The following is a 17,716-nucleotide window of genomic DNA, read 5'->3' as shown; positions in this document are numbered from 1 at the left end:
AGGACAGGGCCATATGTTATTTCAAACCAAAGGCCTTATCCCATGACCGATGCCCAAGCCGCCCAAATGACCTCGGCCCCCGGTTTCATCGCCGCCCTGGACCAGAGCGGTGGCTCGACGCCGAAGGCGCTTGGCCTCTATGGGATCGGGGCAGACGCCTATGCCTCTGACGCAGAGATGTTCGACCTGATCCACGGCATGCGGTCGCGCATCGCCATGGCGCCCGCCTTTACCGGGGCGAAGGTGATCGGCGCGATCCTGTTCGAGATGACGATGGACCGGGAAATCGGCGGCAAACCCTCGGCGCAATATCTGTGGGAAGAGCGTGGCGTTGTCCCGTTTCTGAAAATCGACAAGGGGCTTGAGGCGGAAGAGGACAGTGTTCAGCTGATGAAACCGATGCCCGGGCTGGATACGCTGCTGGACCGCGCCGGTGCCGCCGGTGTTTTTGGCACCAAGATGCGGTCGGTCATCAACGGCGCCTCAGCCAGCGGCATTGCCGCCAATGTGGCCCAGCAATTCGAAGTCGCCGCCCAGGTATCCGCCAAGGGGCTGATGCCGATCATCGAACCTGAAATCTCCATCTCCATCGCCGATAAGGCCGAGGCCGAAACCCTGCTTCTGACAGCGATCACCAAACAGCTTGATGCTCTGCCCGCAGGCCAGCAGGTGATGTTGAAACTGACCCTGCCGGATCAGCCCAATCTTTATAAACCGCTGGTGGATCATCCGGGTGTGATGCGGGTTGTGGCCCTGTCCGGCGGCTATGCGCGCACAGAGGCGAATGCGAAGCTGGCCGGGAATGCGGGGATGATCGCCAGTTTCTCCCGCGCCCTGACCGAGGGGCTTTCAGCCCGGCAGACTGAGGCGGAGTTCAACACCGCCATCGCGTCCTCCATCGACTCGATTTGTGCAGCCTCCGTCGCCGGTTAAGACGCAAAGCATATATGTCGCGATACGGGTTTTCCGGCGCCTCTGCCTGTCTGCTGCAACATTTTGATTTCAGGGGATTCCCTTTTGCGTTGAGCTGTGCGAATCTCTGCCATGCAGTCGCCCGTCAGAGGCGGCGCGTTCATGAGGCGGCACATACAGATGACCAAAAAACGCTCCGTTTCCGGGCTGTTGATACCCATGGCACTTCTGTTCGTGGGCGCCTATTTCACCTTTTCCGCCGTTCAGGGCAATTACGGGTTGTTCCACCGCATTCAGGTGGAGGCGGAAGTGGAAAGCCTGACTGACGCGCTGGCCGCGTTGCAGGAAGAAACCACGGAAATGGAAATCCTGACCTGGCGGATGTCAGATGAATATCTGGATCTGGACCTGCTGGATGAACAGGCCCGCAATGTTCTGGGCTATGTCAGGGCGGATGATATCGTGCTGCCGTAACGCTTTTATGGCGACCCGACGGGGCGGAAAACGCCAACCCCTCCCTGTGCAACACCTGACTCACAAAACCCTGCCAGGCGATTGCTTTCCCTACAGCGAAAAACACCTGTTTTTCGTCTGGAATTCGCGAGAATTCCAGGTGCATCCGAATCCCCGGAAAACTCCAGTTTTCCAAACGGAATTCTCGAGAATTCCGGCATCTACGGTTCCGCCCTCTGCACATCGGCTGAATATGCAGGGGAAATGGGAATTTCACAGAAATGCGACCCGGTGCGAATCCACTGGTGCAATTCGCGACAGGCTTTGTTAAAGGTAGTTCAACATTAAACTATAGTGTTTCGCCCTGCCTCGCCCGACCATGACGGGCCCGCCTGTTCAAGTCCTCGCAAGGGGTGGGAATGACGGTTAACGGATCGCCAAACACTGTACGAGACCCAAGGCTGGAGGTGCCCCTGGCATGGCTGCACGCAAAACAACGGCGAAATCGGCTGCGAAACCGAATATGTCCGCCGAAGACCTGCTGAAATATTACCGCGAAATGCTGCTGATCCGCAGATTTGAGGAAAAGGCAGGCCAGCTTTACGGCATGGGGCTGATCGGCGGGTTCTGCCATCTCTATATCGGTCAGGAAGCGGTTGTTGTCGGGCTGGAAGCCGCGGCCGAAGAGGGCGACAAACGTGTCACCTCCTATCGCGACCATGGCCATATGCTGGCCTGCGGCATGGATCCCAAAGGCGTGATGGCCGAATTGACCGGTCGCGAGGGCGGTTATTCCAAGGGCAAGGGCGGCTCGATGCACATGTTCTCGAAAGAGAAGCATTTTTATGGCGGGCATGGCATCGTTGGCGCCCAGGTGCCGATTGGTGCAGGCCTCGCCTTCGCGGATAAATATCTGGAGAACGGGCGCGTCACCTTCACCTATTTCGGCGATGGCGCGGCCAATCAGGGCCAGGTTTACGAGGCCTATAACATGGCCGAGCTTTGGGACCTGCCGGTTGTGTTCGTGATTGAAAACAACCAGTACGCCATGGGCACCTCGACCCAACGCTCCACCAAATCGCCGTCATACTGGCAGCGCGGCGCCGCCTATGGCATCCCCGGAGAAGAGGTTGACGGCATGGATGTGCTGGCGGTGAAAGCCGCAGGCGAGAAAGCCGTCGCCCACTGCCGCGCGGGCAAGGGCCCCTATATTCTGGAAATCAAGACCTATCGCTATCGCGGGCATTCCATGTCGGACCCGGCCAAATACCGCACCCGGGAAGAGGTGCAGAAAATGCGCGAGGAACGCGACGCGATCGAACATGTGCGCGATCTGCTGCTACAGGGCAAACACGCGACCGAAGAGGATCTGAAAGCCATCGACAAGGACATCAAGGCGGTTGTGAACGAGGCCGCCGAATTCGCCAAAACCAGCCCGGAACCGGCGCTCGAAGAGCTCTGGACCGATATCTACGCCGACGCCTGAGGGAGACGCGCATTATGGCAACCGAAATTCTCATGCCCGCCCTCTCCCCCACGATGGAGGAAGGCACCTTGGCAAAATGGCTGGTCAAGGAGGGCGATACCATCTCCTCGGGCGACATCATGGCCGAGATCGAAACCGACAAGGCAACAATGGAATTCGAAGCGGTCGATGAAGGCATCATGGGCCGGATTCTGGTGGCGGAAGGCACCGAAGGCGTGAAGGTGAACAGCCCGATCGCCGTGTTGCTGGAAGAAGGCGAAGATGCCTCGGCCATCCCCTCAGGCGCGCCTGCCCCCCCTGCAGACACCCCCGCAGCTGCCGAGGAAGCCCCCGCCGCGCCTGTTGCCGCCGCTGCCCCCGCCGCCCCGGTCCAGTCGAAAGCGGTGGAACCGGATTACCCCGCCGGCACCGAGGTGAAACAGACCACGGTGCGCGAAGCCCTGCGCGATGCGATGGCCGAAGAGATGCGCCGCGACGATACGGTCTATCTGATGGGTGAAGAGGTGGCCGAATATCAGGGCGCCTACAAGATTTCACAAGGCTTGCTGGATGAGTTTGGTGCCAAACGGGTGATCGACACGCCGATCACCGAACACGGGTTTGCCGGTATCGCCGTCGGGGCGGCCTTTGGCGGGCTTAAGCCCATTGTCGAGTTCATGACCTTCAACTTCGCCATGCAGGCGATGGACCAGATCATCAACTCGGCGGCCAAAACGCTCTATATGTCCGGTGGACAGATGGGCGCGCCCATGGTGTTCCGGGGCCCCAACGGTGCGGCGGCCCGCGTCGGCGCGCAGCACAGCCAGGATTACGCCGCCTGGTATGCCCATGTGCCCGGATTGAAAGTGGTGATGCCCTATTGCGCCTCTGACGCCAAGGGCCTGCTGAAAACCGCGATCCGTGATCCGAATCCGGTGATCTTTCTGGAAAACGAAATCCTCTACGGGCGCAGTTTCGACGTGCCGGTGATCGAGGATTATACCGTGCCCTTCGGAAAGGCCCGCATCTGGCGGGAGGGCAGCGATGTCACCATCGTCAGCTTCGGCATCGGCATGCAATATGCGCTGGAAGCCGCTGACAGGCTGGCCGAAGACGGGATCAGCGCCGAGGTGATCGACCTGCGCACGCTGCGCCCGCTGGATTATGACAGCCTGATTGCAAGCGTACAGAAAACCAACCGCTGCGTGACCGTCGAGGAAGGTTTCCCCGTCGGCGCCATCGGCAATCATCTGTCGGCCTATATCATGGAAAACGCGTTTGATTATCTGGACGCACCGGTGATCAACTGCACCGGCAAGGACGTGCCCATGCCCTATGCCGCCAATCTGGAAAAACACGCGCTTCTGACCACTGATGAGGTGATCGCGGCGGTGAAACAAGTGACCTATCGGTGACCGTGGTGAACAAGTCGTATCGGATTATACAATATGACGGATTGGCAGAAGTCGATCGGGTAGATGTTCCTCTGCATCGCCTGTCTGACAAACACGCCAAGGCACTGGAGCGTCGCCCTAAAATTCTGCAACACATACACATTGCGCAGAGGGCAGTGCCCGGACCGAGGGGTGGGCGAGAAGCGCCCGCCCCGTGGGGGCGGTACGGGCGCTGCCCGGCGGTGCCGCCGGGCGGGAAGGTGATGTGGGGTGATGTGGAATTTCAGGCCGAATCTATAAACGTTCGCCGTTCCGGCGACAGGTATCAATTGAGTGCCGGTGAAAATCCGCACTACACGCTCTTTGTAGTTGAAACCAGCGCGGAAGATGGAGACAAAAATGCCCACTGAAATCCTGATGCCCGCGCTTTCGCCCACGATGGAGGAAGGCACCCTGGCCAAATGGCTGGTCAAGGAAGGCGATGAGGTTGCCTCCGGCGATCTTCTGGCCGAGATCGAGACCGACAAGGCGACGATGGAATTCGAAGCCGTCGATGAAGGGGTGATCGGCAAGATTCTGGTGGCGGAAGGCGCCGAGAATGTGAAGGTGAACTCCCCCATCGCAGTGCTGCTGACCGATGGCGAAAGCGCTGCGGATATCGGAGAGACACCCGCAGCAAACGCACCGGCCGATGACGGTCAAATCGCCCGCCCACCGCTCCCTGTTGATGGCCCAGGAACACCCGAACCTGAACCAAAACCTACACCGGAGCCCACACCTAAACCCGATGAGACAAGACGCCTTTTTGCATCGCCTTTGGCGCGCAGGATTGCGATTGAAAGAAACCTTGATCTGGCGGCGATCAAAGGCTCCGGCCCTCATGGCCGCATCGTGAAGGCCGATGTGGAAACCGCCAGTGCCGCGCCCAAAGCCGCCGCACCGGCAAGTGCGACCCCTGCCCCATCAGGCGCCATGCCCACCGGCCCGGCGACCGAGACGGTCCTCAAAATGTATGAGGGCCGCGAGTATGAAGAGATTGCCCTGGACGGGATGCGCAAAACCGTCGCCGCCCGCCTGACCGAGGCCAAACAGACCATCCCGCATTTCTACCTGCGCCGGGATGTGCAGCTGGATGCGCTTCTGGCCTTCCGCGCACAGCTCAACACACAGCTTGAGGCGCGCGGGGTGAAACTCTCGGTCAATGATTTCATCATCAAGGCCTGCGCTCTGGCCCTGCAATCGGTGCCCGAGGCCAATGCGGTCTGGGCCAATGACCGGATGCTGCGCCTGAAACCCTCGGATGTGGCCGTTGCCGTCGCCATTGAGGGCGGGTTGTTCACCCCGGTTCTGAAAGATGCCGAGATGAAATCCCTCTCGGCGCTTTCTGCCGAGATGAAAGACCTGGCCACCCGCGCCCGGGACAGGAAACTTGCGCCTCATGAATATATGGGCGGCAGCTTTGCCATCTCGAACCTCGGCATGTTCGGCATCGACAATTTCGACGCGGTCATCAACCCCCCCCATGGCGCGATCCTGGCTGTCGGGGCGGGCGTGAAGAAACCGGTTGTCGGCAAGGATGGCGAACTGACCGTGGCAACGGTGATGTCCGTCACGCTCAGCGTCGATCACCGGGTCATCGACGGCGCGCTTGGTGCCAATCTGCTGAAAGCCATCATCGACAATCTGGAAAACCCGATGGTCATGCTGGCCTGACCCGGCTTGCAGGCGCGCCGCATCAACGCCTTCGCAATTTTGCTTTGGCGCAGCAATGCCGTATATTGAGATGATGCTTTCAGCGCGCGCCCGCATTTTTGTTGTATTCGCAGCCGTGTTTGTCGGCATGTGCATTCTGGGCGGTCTTATCTTTCCGTCCCTTGAACGCCATTACATGCGTCAGCAGGCGGAACAGAACGCCGTGCCATTGCGGCTGGCGGCGGAAAGCCTGCGGGCGGCTTTGAACCGCTATGCCCCCTTGCCTGCCCTGATCGCGGACCGGCCACGCCTTGCCGCAGCGTTGAGACAGCCCGACAACACCAGCCTTATTGCGACACTGAATGATGATCTGCGCCAGATCGCAGCGACGGTCAGGGCCTCGGATGTCTTTTTGATGGATATCTCGGGCACCACACTTGCCGCCGCCTCATATCGCGAGCCGGGCAGCTATCTGGGCCGGAATTTCAACTATCAGACCTATTTCGATCAGGCGATGAATGGTGATCTGTCCAGCTTTCAGGTCTATGGCACGACAACGGGAGAGCGTGGATATTTCTATGCCGCCCCGGTGGAGGATGGCACCCGGATCGTGGGCGTGTTGGCAGTGAAGTTCAATATCTCTGCCTTTGAAAGTGTCTGGCGCGGTTCGGATAGTGAATTCATGGTCTATGACCGCAATGATTTCGTGCTGATGTCCTCCCGGCCGGACTGGCATTTTCGGGCGCTTCGTCCGCTCAGCGATGCAACCCGTCAGGTGATCGCCCAGAACCTGCAATACCCGATCGACCGGATTGATCTGCTTCCCATCACAGCGCGTGACCTGAATGAGACGGTAAAACACATCTATATTGAGGGTCCGGCGCGGGAAAGTTTCGTTCTGACATCTCTTCACCTGAATGAGCGGGACTGGACCATCGCCTCGCTGACGCCAACCCGTCCGGCCACGCTGAATACCCTGCAGACACTCCTGATTGCCGGGCTGACCCTGATGCTGCTTATGGCCGGTCTCTGGGCCTATTTCCTGAAACAGGCCCGCCAGTCCGAGGCATTGGCCGCAGAGCAACAGGCGAAACAGGCGCTGGAGGCTGCCGTCGCCGAAGGCACCGCCGAGTTGCGCGCCGCGCTGACCGCTCTCAAACAGACGCAGACCGATCTGATCCAGGCAGGCAAACTGTCAGCCCTGGGGCAGATGTCGGCGGCCCTGTCGCATGAGTTCAATCAGCCGCTTACGGCGGTGAAATCCTATGCCGATAACGCCCATGCCTTTCTTGACCGGGGCCGCGTGCCGGAAGCGCAGGACAATATCACCCGCATTTCCAGAATGGTGGACCGGATGGCGTCGATCTCGACCCATCTGCGCAATTTTGCCCGCCGCCCGCAGCAGGTGACGGGCCCATTGGTGTTGAACACCGTCATTCAGGATGCGCTTGCGGTCGTCGAGATGCGGCTGGCCAGCGAGGGGGGCCGGGTCGAGTACACCCCCCCGGAGACGGAAATCTGGGTGACCGGCGGGCATGTCAGATTGCAGCAGGTCATCGTGAACCTTATCAACAACGCGCTTGATGCAATGTCGGGGCAGCGCGATCCGGTGGTAAGCTTGACGATACACAATACCACGGTGCAGGTGCGTGACACGGGCGACGGCATTGACCCTGATACCCTGGATCAGATCTTTGATCCGTTTTTCACCACCAAACCCACCGGAAAAGGGCTGGGGCTGGGGCTGTCGATTTCATTCAATATCGTCTCGGATTTCGGCGGCACGCTGACTGCGGCCAATCATCCCGAGGGCGGGGCTGTTTTCAGCGTCGTGTTGCAGGCGGCCAGCCCGGCCCGGCTGGCGGCGCAATGAAGCAGAGTGTCATTCTTGTCGATGATGAGGAAGAGCTGCGCAATGCCGCTGGCCAGACCCTGCTGCTGGCCGATTTGCCCGCCGATATCTTTGCCCGCGCCGAAGATGCCCTGGCCAGGATCAGTCGTGGCTTTGCCGGTGTGCTTGTGACCGATATCCGGATGCCTGACCGGGATGGTCTCTGGCTGATGCAGCGGGTGCTTGAAATCGACCCGGAATTCCCGGTGATCCTTGTCACCGGCCATGGGGATGTGGATCTGGCGGTCACCTCGATGCGCGACGGGGCCTATGATTTCATCGAAAAACCCTTTGCCCCTGCCCGGCTGGTCAGCACCATCCGGCGCGGTCTTGAAAAGCGTCGTCTGACCCTTGAGAACCGATCCCTCAAGCGCGAGGTCGGCGGGCGTGACAAGCTTGAGGCGCGACTGGTCGGACGGTCCGACGCCATCGTCACCCTGCGCAAGACAATCCGTACGATTGCGGCCACTGATGCGGATGTGCTGATCACCGGACCCACGGGCGCGGGGAAGGATATGACCGCGCGGGCGCTGCATGATCTGTCGCCGCGCGCGCGTCATCCGTTTGTGCATATCAACTGCGCCGCCCTGCCGGTTGAACTTGTCGAGACCGAACTGTTCGGCCATGAGGCCGGAGCCTTTGCCGGGGCCGTGCGCGCCCGGTTCGGCAAGTTTGAATATGCCCGTCAGGGCACCGTCTTTCTGGATGAAATCGACAGCCTGTCGGTTCCGGTGCAGGCCAAGCTGCTGCATGCGATACAGGAACGTCAGATCACACGGCTTGGGTCAAACGACCCGGTGACGCTGGACATAAGGGTGATTGCCGCCGCGAAGAGCGATCTGCCCGCCGCCGTCGAGACCGGCGCTTTCCGGGCCGATCTGCTGTACCGGCTGAATGTGGTCACCATAGATGTGCCGTCGCTGAAGGCCCGCCGCGACGATGTGCCGTCCCTGTTTCTGAACCTCGCCGCCCAGGCTGCCGCGCGCTATTCGAAACCAATGCCGGATGTCCCCGCATCGGTTCTGTTACAACTGGCCACGCGGGACTGGCCCGGCAATGTGCGCGAGTTGCGCAACACCGCAGATCGCTTTGTGCTTGGTTTCGACCAGATCGCAGAGGTCACGCCAGAGACCGAAGCCCCCCAGACATCTCTGGCGCAACAGATGGCGGCACATGAAAGATCCCTGATCCTCGCTGCGCTTGTCGCCAATGACGGACAACTGAAACCAACCTATGAGGCGCTGAATTTGTCCCGCAAGGCGCTTTATGAGAAGATGCAGAAACACGGGCTGTCAAAAGCGGATGCAGACCGGTGATCCATCCATAACGGGTTTCGTTCAGATCAAACGCGAACTGCTTTATAGGACCGGATTGAAATTCTGAAACGCATATACATTACGCAGAGGGCCGCGCCCGAACCGAGGGGTGGGCGAGAAGCGCCCGCCCCGTGGGGGCGGTTCGGGCGCTGCCCGGCGGTTCCGCCGGGCGGAAGGATGATGCAGGGTGGTACAGAATTTCAGGCCGGCGCTGTAATGTCCCGTTTTCGACCCATGTAATCGGCGGTTTGTTCCGATGCTGACCCATCGGCGATTATTTTTTGCAGGTATTTGCAAAATTGGCATGACCGCAACCTTGTTTTACACAGGCAATGGGTGGGAATGCGAGGCGTCAATCTAAGCGCGCTGATGTGTTTGGGCTAGGACGTGGTCCGGGAGGGACCAGACAGAAAATGGAGGAGGATCTATGAAACTCGCAGCATTTGTCGCGACCACTGCACTGACGGCAACGTCAGCTTTTGCCGATGGTCATCAGGATCGCACGGGCTGGCCGGAAAGCTTTACCGTGGGCACCGCATCCCAGGGCGGCACCTATTTCGCCTATGGCTCGGGCTGGGCCAATCTTGTGGCCGAAGAGCTGGGCCTGTCCGGCGGTGGTGAAGTCACCGGCGGCCCGATGCAGAACATGGCGCTGGTGCATACCGGCGAGGCCCAGTTCGGCATGACCACCATGGGCCCGGCGGCGGAATCCCTGGCCGGCACCAACCCCATCGCGCCGGGTCTGCAAATGACCGATGCCTGTGCGATGTTCCCGATGTATCAGACCCCGTTCAGCGTGACCGCGCTCAGCAGTTCGGGCATCGAAAGCGTCTCTGACATTCCGGAAGGCGCGCGGATCGGCTTTGGCCCCGCAGGCTCCACCTCGGACACGTATTTTCCACGGATGATGGAAGAGCTCGGTGTGGCGTTTGAACGGCGCAATGGCGGCTGGACCGATCTGGGCGGCCAGTTGCAGGACGGCCTGCTGGATGTGATCGCCTTTGCCGCCGGTGTGCCGGTGCCCGCGGTCAGCCAGCTTGAGGTGCAGACCGATGTGAACATCATCGAGTTCACCGAGGAAGAACAGGCCGCGATCATGGCCGCCTTCCCGGTCTCGGCCTTCTCGATCAGTGCCGACACCTATACCACGCTTGAGGCCGATGCGCGCTCTGTCTCGATGTGGAACTTCGCGATTGCCAATTGCGAGCTGCCCGCCAGCTTCGTCTACGCGGTTGTCGATGTGGTGATGAGCGATAATGAGCGGATGGTGAACATCCACCGCGCCGCCCGGTCAACCCTGCCCGGGAACTGGGACAAGAACACCGTGATGATGTGGCATCCCGGTGCGGCCCAGTGGTTCACGGAAAACGCTGACGCCAGTATCCCCGCCGATATGATCCACGGCGACTAGGCGGTCGATGACACAAGGGGGCCATGCCATGGGTGTGGCCTCCGAACCCATCTACGGATATATTTATACTTTCAGCCTCAACCCCGCGCCAGACGCGGGCCTGTTGAGGTAGCCAGGGGCAGCACATGGCAACCGATACCCAACCTGATCACCTGACCGACGGCCCTGTTATTGCAGAAGGGATTGACGAGGAACCGGTTGAAAGCAACCGGCGTCTGTTTACCGGGCGCGCCTATCTGGCCATTGCGGTCTTTTCCGGGTGTTACGCCCTGTTTCACATGGCGGCCCTGAATGGCTGGTCCATCAACGGCTGGACCGGCCTTGACCTGCCCTTCCTGCCCACCTTCCCGATGGAAACCTGGAATTTCCGCATCGTCCATATTGCAGGCGCGCTGGCGCTTGGCTTTCTGCTATATTCCGCGACCAGTTTTCGGGGGTCCGAGGAGCGGCCCGAAACCCCGGTTTTCGGCTATATCGCCTATGTCCTGATGCTTCCGGCACTCTACGCCATCTATACCGCCCTTGGCTTTGCCAATGACATTGCAGGCGGTGTGATGTGGAACGGAATTGATGACACGATCCGCATGCGGGAGATATATCACTTTGGTGTGCCATTGCTGGCGGCGACCGCGGGCGGCATTATCCTGGGCTGGGTGCATCGCCGCGACCGGGGCGGGTTTGCCGCCCCCGATGTGGTGCTGGCACTGTGCGGTATCGGCGTTGCGATCTATCTGATCACCATTCTGGGGACCGCCATGCGGACCTCGACGGGCACGCCCTTTGCACCGATCGGCCTCAGCCTGGCTGCCGTGGCGGGCACCGCCCTGATCATGGAACTGACCCGCCGCGTTGCGGGGCTTGCCCTGATCATCATCGCAGGTGTCTTTCTGACCTATGTCTTCACCGGCGACCTGCTGCCCGGCTTTCTGAATGCCCCTGACATCGCCTGGACCCGCTTTTTCAGCCAGGTCTATACCGATGCGGGCATTCTGGGCCCGACCACGGCGGTGTCTTCGACCTATATCATCCTCTTCATCATCTTCGCGGCCTTCCTTCAGGCCTCGAAAGTCGGTGATTATTTCGTGAATTTCGCCTTCGCCACCGCCGGGCGCGCCCGGGGCGGCCCGGCCAAGGTGGCAATCTTCGCCTCGGGGCTTATGGGGATGATCAACGGCACCAGCGCGGGCAATGTGGTGGCCACAGGTTCCCTGACGATCCCGCTGATGAAAAAGGTCGGCTATCACCGAAAGACCGCTGGCGCGGTTGAGGCGGCGGCATCGACAGGCGGGCAGATCATGCCACCGATCATGGGCGCCGGGGCCTTCATCATGGCCGAGATCACCGGCATCCCCTACACGGATATCGCGATTGCCGCGATCATCCCGGCAATCCTCTACTTCGTTTCAATCTATTTCATGGTCGATTTCGAGGCTGCGAAACTTGGCATGCGCGGCATGCGTGAGGATGAATTGCCGAAATTCCGTGACATGGTGCGCCGCGTCTTCCTGTTTCTGCCGATCCTGATCCTGATCGTGGCGCTTTTCATGGGCTATTCCGTCATCCGCGCGGGCACATTGGCCACGGCCGCTGCGGCTGTGGTCAGCTGGTTCACACCCTATCGCATGGGGGTGAAATCCGTCTCCAAGGCTTTCGAGATTGCGGGTTATATGTCGATCCAGATCATCGCGGTCTGCGCCTGCGCGGGGATCATTGTCGGCGTGATCAGCCTGACCGGTGTCGGCGCGCGGTTTTCTTCTGTGCTGCTGAGCATCGCGGATGCCAATCAACTGCTTGCCCTGATCTTCGCCATGTGCATTGCCATCCTTCTGGGGATGGGCATGCCCACCACAGCCGCCTATGCGGTCGCCGCCTCGGTTGTGGCACCGGGCCTGGTGCAGCTTGGCATCCCGATGCTGACCGCGCATTTCTTCGTCTTCTATTTCGCCGTGGTCTCGGCCATCACGCCACCCGTGGCGCTGGCCAGCTATGCCGCCGCAGGCATATCCGGGGCCAACCCGATGGAAACCTCGGTCGCCAGTTTCAAGATCGGCATCGCCGCCTTCATCGTGCCGTTCATGTTCTTCTATAACTCCGCCATCCTGATGGAGGGCAGCTGGTTCGAAATCACCCGCGCCGGCATAACCGCAACCTTCGGCGTCTTCCTGCTTTCATCGGGGGTGCAGGGATGGTTCATGGGGGGCCGCGCTGCATGGTTCCTGCGCGTCGCATTGATCCTCGCCGCCCTGTTCATGATCGAAGGCGGGTGGATTTCTGACCTTATCGGGGTCGCCGCAGCCACGGCAATCTTCTTCATCCAGAAAATTTTCAAACCTTCCGCAGATGCAGTGTTGCCGGTGCGCGGCGCCGACTGATTTTCGTCTTGATATCCCCGATACGCCCGCCAAGGGTGGGGGTCTCTTTCACAAAGGGAGAGACCCCCGGCGGCCCCGAACCCATGCCGCGACCCCGTCGCCAAGGTTATTCGTTATTGCGTGCAATCGCCGCCTCTACGGCGCCGCGAACGGCATCATCCTGGAACACCCCGCGCAAGACATTCATACGGTCCAGCACGGCATCGGTCCCGACGGCCGTGGGCCTGGGCACTCCGGCAGTATCCAGTTGGGCCAGATAATCCGGATCAGAATAGGCGGCAAGAACCGCCTCTTCCCAAACCGGAATATATGCCTCGGGCGTATTGGGCGGCAGAACGAACACATTCTGGATCGACATGGCGATATGGATCGCCTCCCATGCCTGATACGCGGGGGTGTCGAGCGTATCTGGGGAATAGTCCCGCCACATCTGGTCGAAAATGGCGATATCCTCCAGCCCGGTCTGGGCCACGATTTCACCATCCACATATTCCCCCATTTGCCCAAAGGCCTCCAACACGCCATCACCGGTGATTGCCTCGCGGTTGGCGCCGAAAAAGGAATCATTGGTCTGGGCCAGTTCGGTTTCCTGCGCGCGGGCGGCGGCCACCATGTTCCCCTGCCCCCGGTAACCGGTGATCAGCTCAAATTCATCCGCACCCATCGCATCCGCCAGAAGCCGCGCACGGATCGAGACATGGTTGTCAGGGCTGTTGACCGCAATGAACAACGGGCCATCGTAATTGTGGAACGTCTCTGCCGTCAGCCCCACATCGGTCCGTACCTGGAAGATCTGGTTCACGCTGCGCGCCGCAACAAAGGGCAGATCGCCGGAGCCTTCGGGAACCTGTTGCAACCCCAGCGCCCAGCGGATCGGCGTGCCGGCGAAATAGCCGATATGCAGGCCATCGGGCGGAACCGAGTCGATCAGATATTCCACAGCGGCCGTACCACCGGCGCCCGCGCGGTTTGTCACGATCACATCCGGTGTGCCGGGCAGATGGCGCGCAACGAAAGGTGCGACCAGCCTTGCGGCGGTATCGGTCCCGCCACCGGCTGCGAAATTCACCATAATGTCGATGGTCTCACCCTCAAAGCTGACCTCTTGCGCGATCACCATACCGGAAAGGCCAAGCCCGAATGCAAACACCCCGCCAGCCAGTGCCATGCGACGTGTGACAGTCATTTTCTCCATCATATCTCTTCCTCCCTTTTACCGAACCGGCATGCGCCCCTGAGTAAAACTGTGCACCCGGCGCAAACCGACATCCCCCTTGCGGGCCGAAAGGCTAGGGCGAATAGGATAGCGGCTTTGTTCACCGGGCGACAATTGCCGTAAAAGCGGGTGACGCGCGCAAGCCGCGCCAAACGCGCCGGAACGGCCGTTTCCAGACTGGCCGAACCCCGGTCAAAACCTTGGCCTGGCATTCCGCGTGATACATATATTGCAAAGAGGGCAGAGCCCGCACCGAGGGGTGGGCGCTGCCCGGCGGTGCCGCCGGGCGGAATGGTGGTGAGGGGTGGTGCGGAATTTCAGTCCGAAGCCATCTCACCCTATAGCAAATGGAATTGTTCAACCTCGGCATGCGGGTATAGTGCTTCGAGATCGGGGATGATGATTTCCCCATATCCCAGGCGGATCAGACCTTCCTTTTCCAGATCTTTCAGAAGTTTGTTCACAGTCGGGCGCGAACACTGCACAAAACTTGCAAGAGTTTCCTGGGTGATTTTGATGTGCGGTGTGTCCCCGGATGAAAACATCGTCCGATCCCCGGTCAGCATGACAAGCGTCCGGCGAAGCCGGGTATCCAATGTATCCAGAACCAGATTATACATATGGTCATATGATTTGCGAAGCCGCGCACTCAACGCTTCGGCAATCATCGTGTTCAATTCGGGATGCTGCTTCATCAGGTTTCGAAAATCGCTGATCTGAAAGCACGCAATCTCGGTCTCGCCCTGGGCATAGATATCCCATGGGCTTGGCGTCGGGCTGACAAGGCCAATCCAGCCATAAAACGCCCCGCGGCGCAGAACCGACATCGACATTTCATGCCCGTCATAGCCGATAAGCGAGTTGCGTATGCCACCGCGAATGATCACACCGGCCAGGAGAATTTCATCTCCGCGGCTGAACAGCCGCTCATTCGCTTTGAACCGGGTCAGTCGCGTATGCCCGGCAATGGCTGCAAGTGTCGCCTCCGGCAGCTTCGCCAGCGTCGGGTTCATACGCAACCGATCCGCCAATAACGCAACGGTATGTCTGGACTTTTGCACGTTCCCCCCCAACGGCCACGCAAAATAGTTGGTGAGACCGAAGCGCCACGTCTGCGGTTCTGCCCTAGGACTATCGGTATTCTGCTTTCATCGCAACGCATTGACGGAAACGCGCCAAACCGGTCGCACGATGTGAACCGGGCCCAAACATCTGCTTATACGGGCAAAATCGACAAAGCATGCATTCCTGCCGGCACCCCCGTCACCATAGCGGACCAGTCCCCCATCATCAGTCGCAAATCCTGCCATGACGGGATGCTTTTCCGTGATGCCCCAAGGCTAGAGGCGGCGAGCCATGCGAACTGTCGGGGAGAGAACAATTCACCCGGCAGAGCGCGCGTAGCTTGGCAAAACCTGAAGGTGGCGATCAAAAACCTTGCCCTGCAAGAGCACAGAGCAAGGCCGATGCGGACCATGGGCAGGTGTCATCTTACGATTGGGCATTGCGTTCAGCATGTTGCCCGTAAGAGGCTGGTGGACGGGAGGGAAATGCACCGCATGCTGGATGTCTTGAACGCAAGTGCCGAGGGCTTCGTTCTGCTGTTCCACTGGCGGACATTCCTGTTCATGATGCTGGGCATTACGTTTGGCATGATCTTCGGCCTCATTCCCGGGCTCAGCGGGCTTACCGGGATGAGCCTGCTTTTGCCCATCGCCATCACCCAGCCGCCCGAAATCGCAATCGCCTTTCTGTTGGGCATGTATGCGGTGACCACACAGACCGATGCGATCCCGGCGGTTCTGATCGGGGTGCCGGGTACATCGGCGGCACAGGCGACCTATCTTGACGGCTATCCGATGGCAAAACGCGGCGAGGCCGGGCGCGCGTTAAGCGCATCTTACTTCGCAAGCGTCTGGGGCACGTTGGTATCGGTCTTCGTCATCATCCTGTTTCTTCCTGTCCTGCGCGCGGTGATCGACAATTTCGCGTCACCGGAATTTTTCATGACCTCCCTGTTCGGGCTGATGCTGGCCGCCTCTCTCGTGGGCACATCGGTCACGCGCGGTTTGATCGTCGCGTTTCTTGGCCTGCTTCTGTCGACCATCGGCTATGCCGAATTCGCCAGCCAGGACCGTTTCACGATGGATATCCCCTATCTGGAAGCGGGTATTCCGATTGTGCCCATTGCGCTTGGCATCTTTGCATTGCCCGAGGTGATCGACATGCTGTTGTCGCGCCGCTCGATTTCCGAGAAAGCGGAAGGCTCCAACCCCAATTCCGGGGCGCTTGAAGGGTTCAAGGACACGATCCGCAACCGGTGGCTGACCTTCCGGGCCGGGGTTATCGGCTGCGTGGCCGGGATGATCCCCGGGCTTGGCGGCACAGTGGCCGAATGGCTGAGCTATGGGCATGCTGTGCAATCGGCCAGGGACAATGCGATGTTCGGGCGTGGGGATGTGCGGGGCGTGATCGCACCCGAAGCCGGAACCGCCGCGCAGAAACCCGGCGCCATCGTGCCAACCGTGGCGCTTGGTATCCCCGGCAATGCGTCGATGGCGGTGATGATGGGGGCGCTTTTGATTGTCGGCCTGCGCCCCGGTCCCCCGATGCTGTTTGAAAACCTGCATATCACCTTCCAGATGACCTGGACGGTGGTGGTGGCCAATCTGATCGTCGCGTTCCTTTGCCTCTGGCTTCAGCGTTATCTGATCCTGATCTGCTTCGTGCGGGCGGAAATCATCGCCCCGACGATTTTCTGCTTCATGATTGTCGGCGCCTCCATGGCCTCCAACAGCATCGGCGATATCATCCTGTTCGGCGCCTTCGGGGTTGTCGGCTATATCTTCAAACATGCCGACTGGCCGCGCGTGCCGCTGATCATCGGCTTCGTTCTGGGCGGGTTGCTGGAAAACAACCTGTGGATCACGACGCGGCGCTATGATGTGGCGTTCATGTGGGAACGACCGATTGTCATGATCATGGAAGTGATGATCGCAGCGATCATCGCCAGCATCGTGATCTCGCGGCTCCGCAAGCAGAAAACCACCGTCAAACCGGCCGAAAGTTTCGAGGATTAAGGGATGGCACTTGTCCGGCAAAAGGCGCTTCGTTCAATCACATGGTGGATTGGTGTGGCCATTCTGGGCTTCGCCGCGATCACCTATGCCGTGTCCGGCGATTATGGCCGCGGTGGCATGATGCCGGGCGCCACATCAATCGCGATTATGGGGCTGGCATTGCTTCATACGGTTTATGGGCTGATTGCCGGGGTCGTGGCCAATGATGAGGAATGGCATGATGAAGACGCGCGCAAGGCCTATACCCGGCGGCGCCTGAATTATGTCGGCCTTGCATTGGCGGTTGGTATCGGCGTCTGGCTGGTGGGGTTCCATATCACCCTGCCGATCTTTCTTGTGACCTTCATCGGGGTTGTGACCGGCCGGTGGATCATCGGCACCTGCCTGGCCGTGGCAATCTGGTGTTTCACCTATCTGGTGCTGTCGCAAACGCTGAACATCGTTTTCCCCTCAACCGTCCTGCAGCGATGGATGATCGCCAATGGCTGGTTCTGAGTTTCCCCGCACACGGAGG

Annotated in this window: 14 protein-coding genes; 12 read left to right on the top strand and 2 right to left on the bottom strand. The window is 59.9% G+C overall.

The genetic code is table 11. The features are described from left to right. Window positions 1-42: 42 nt before the first annotated feature. The 10 genes from E2K80_RS02890 (at window position 43) to E2K80_RS02850 (ending at window position 12,906) form a co-directional block, all read left to right on the top strand. A complete protein-coding gene (locus E2K80_RS02890; RefSeq protein WP_135372590.1) occupies window positions 43-933 on the top strand; it encodes a fructose bisphosphate aldolase in 891 nt (296 codons plus the stop codon). A gap of 159 nt (window positions 934-1,092) precedes the next feature. Further along, complete coding sequence (locus E2K80_RS02885) at window positions 1,093-1,386, top strand: FtsB family cell division protein (protein ID WP_135372589.1); 294 nt, start codon at window positions 1,093-1,095, stop codon at window positions 1,384-1,386. Window positions 1,387-1,843: 457 nt separating this feature from the next. Then, window positions 1,844-2,851 carry a pyruvate dehydrogenase (acetyl-transferring) E1 component subunit alpha gene (pdhA, locus tag E2K80_RS02880; protein ID WP_135372588.1) on the top strand — a complete coding sequence of 336 codons (1,008 nt, stop codon included), beginning with the start codon at window positions 1,844-1,846 and terminating at the stop codon, window positions 2,849-2,851. Window positions 2,852-2,865: 14 nt separating this feature from the next. Beyond that, the gene (locus tag E2K80_RS02875) at window positions 2,866-4,245 is read left to right on the top strand and encodes a pyruvate dehydrogenase complex E1 component subunit beta (protein ID WP_135372587.1); all 1,380 of its coding nucleotides are present in this window, start codon (window positions 2,866-2,868) and stop codon (window positions 4,243-4,245) included. A gap of 242 nt (window positions 4,246-4,487) precedes the next feature. Next, complete coding sequence (locus E2K80_RS19020; RefSeq protein ID WP_168193081.1) at window positions 4,488-4,634, top strand: hypothetical protein; 147 nt, start codon at window positions 4,488-4,490, stop codon at window positions 4,632-4,634. Further along, complete coding sequence (locus E2K80_RS02870; protein ID WP_135372585.1) at window positions 4,624-5,937, top strand: pyruvate dehydrogenase complex dihydrolipoamide acetyltransferase; 1,314 nt, start codon at window positions 4,624-4,626, stop codon at window positions 5,935-5,937. The genes E2K80_RS19020 and E2K80_RS02870 overlap by 11 nt, the downstream gene beginning before the upstream one ends. A gap of 70 nt (window positions 5,938-6,007) precedes the next feature. After that, window positions 6,008-7,789, top strand: coding sequence for a sensor histidine kinase (locus E2K80_RS02865; RefSeq protein WP_238475635.1), 1,782 nt, complete (start codon window positions 6,008-6,010; stop codon window positions 7,787-7,789). Further along, window positions 7,786-9,123 (top strand): sigma-54-dependent transcriptional regulator, encoded by a 1,338-nt coding sequence (locus E2K80_RS02860; RefSeq protein WP_135372583.1) that lies wholly within the window; start codon window positions 7,786-7,788, stop codon window positions 9,121-9,123. The genes E2K80_RS02865 and E2K80_RS02860 overlap by 4 nt, the downstream gene beginning before the upstream one ends. A 427-nt stretch (window positions 9,124-9,550) precedes the next feature. Next, complete coding sequence (locus E2K80_RS02855) at window positions 9,551-10,534, top strand: TAXI family TRAP transporter solute-binding subunit (protein WP_135372581.1); 984 nt, start codon at window positions 9,551-9,553, stop codon at window positions 10,532-10,534. Window positions 10,535-10,659: 125 nt separating this feature from the next. Further along, entirely contained in the window at window positions 10,660-12,906 is a 2,247-nt protein-coding gene (locus E2K80_RS02850; protein WP_135372579.1) for a TRAP transporter permease, read from the top strand. 106 nt (window positions 12,907-13,012) lie between these two features. Here the strand turns inward: E2K80_RS02850 and E2K80_RS02845 are convergent, their stop codons facing one another. Both E2K80_RS02845 and E2K80_RS02840 read right to left on the bottom strand, forming a co-directional pair. Continuing rightward, complete coding sequence (locus E2K80_RS02845) at window positions 13,013-14,104, bottom strand: hypothetical protein (protein ID WP_135372577.1); 1,092 nt, start codon at window positions 14,102-14,104, stop codon at window positions 13,013-13,015. A gap of 356 nt (window positions 14,105-14,460) precedes the next feature. After that, on the bottom strand, window positions 14,461-15,135 hold the full coding sequence (locus tag E2K80_RS02840; protein ID WP_135372575.1) for a Crp/Fnr family transcriptional regulator: 675 nt from the start codon (window positions 15,133-15,135) through the stop codon (window positions 14,461-14,463). 546 nt (window positions 15,136-15,681) lie between these two features. On the opposite strand from E2K80_RS02840, the gene E2K80_RS02835 reads away from it, so the two are divergent. Both E2K80_RS02835 and E2K80_RS02830 read left to right on the top strand, forming a co-directional pair. Continuing rightward, complete coding sequence (locus tag E2K80_RS02835; RefSeq protein WP_168193080.1) at window positions 15,682-17,202, top strand: tripartite tricarboxylate transporter permease; 1,521 nt, start codon at window positions 15,682-15,684, stop codon at window positions 17,200-17,202. A 3-nt stretch (window positions 17,203-17,205) separates the two neighbouring features. Then, window positions 17,206-17,697 (top strand): tripartite tricarboxylate transporter TctB family protein, encoded by a 492-nt coding sequence (locus E2K80_RS02830; RefSeq protein WP_135372571.1) that lies wholly within the window; start codon window positions 17,206-17,208, stop codon window positions 17,695-17,697. The last annotated feature ends 19 nt before the right edge of the window (window positions 17,698-17,716 follow it).

This window comes from Rhodophyticola sp. CCM32, from assembly GCF_004751985.1.
Taxonomy (GTDB): Bacteria; Pseudomonadota; Alphaproteobacteria; order Rhodobacterales; family Rhodobacteraceae; genus Rhodophyticola.
The sequence above is the reverse complement of the archived record's forward strand: the minus strand, read 5'-3'. Positions and strand labels throughout refer to the sequence as shown.

What these genes read in the sequence shown, in the direction of transcription:
- E2K80_RS02855 (WP_135372581.1), top strand. Translation starts at nt 9,551, where the DNA reads ATGAAACTCGCAGCATTTGTCGCGACCACTGCACTGACGGCAACGTCA.
- E2K80_RS02870 (WP_135372585.1), top strand. Translation starts at nt 4,624, where the DNA reads ATGCCCACTGAAATCCTGATGCCCGCGCTTTCGCCCACGATGGAGGAA.
- E2K80_RS02850 (WP_135372579.1), top strand. Translation starts at nt 10,660, where the DNA reads ATGGCAACCGATACCCAACCTGATCACCTGACCGACGGCCCTGTTATT.
- pdhA (WP_135372588.1), top strand. Translation starts at nt 1,844, where the DNA reads ATGGCTGCACGCAAAACAACGGCGAAATCGGCTGCGAAACCGAATATG.
- E2K80_RS02890 (WP_135372590.1), top strand. Translation starts at nt 43, where the DNA reads ATGACCGATGCCCAAGCCGCCCAAATGACCTCGGCCCCCGGTTTCATC.
- E2K80_RS02840 (WP_135372575.1), bottom strand. Translation starts at nt 15,135, where the DNA reads ATGAACCCGACGCTGGCGAAGCTGCCGGAGGCGACACTTGCAGCCATT.
- E2K80_RS19020 (WP_168193081.1), top strand. Translation starts at nt 4,488, where the DNA reads ATGTGGGGTGATGTGGAATTTCAGGCCGAATCTATAAACGTTCGCCGT.
- E2K80_RS02860 (WP_135372583.1), top strand. Translation starts at nt 7,786, where the DNA reads ATGAAGCAGAGTGTCATTCTTGTCGATGATGAGGAAGAGCTGCGCAAT.
- E2K80_RS02865 (WP_238475635.1), top strand. Translation starts at nt 6,008, where the DNA reads ATGATGCTTTCAGCGCGCGCCCGCATTTTTGTTGTATTCGCAGCCGTG.
- E2K80_RS02875 (WP_135372587.1), top strand. Translation starts at nt 2,866, where the DNA reads ATGGCAACCGAAATTCTCATGCCCGCCCTCTCCCCCACGATGGAGGAA.
- E2K80_RS02885 (WP_135372589.1), top strand. Translation starts at nt 1,093, where the DNA reads ATGACCAAAAAACGCTCCGTTTCCGGGCTGTTGATACCCATGGCACTT.
- E2K80_RS02830 (WP_135372571.1), top strand. Translation starts at nt 17,206, where the DNA reads ATGGCACTTGTCCGGCAAAAGGCGCTTCGTTCAATCACATGGTGGATT.
- E2K80_RS02845 (WP_135372577.1), bottom strand. Translation starts at nt 14,104, where the DNA reads ATGATGGAGAAAATGACTGTCACACGTCGCATGGCACTGGCTGGCGGG.
- E2K80_RS02835 (WP_168193080.1), top strand. Translation starts at nt 15,682, where the DNA reads ATGCTGGATGTCTTGAACGCAAGTGCCGAGGGCTTCGTTCTGCTGTTC.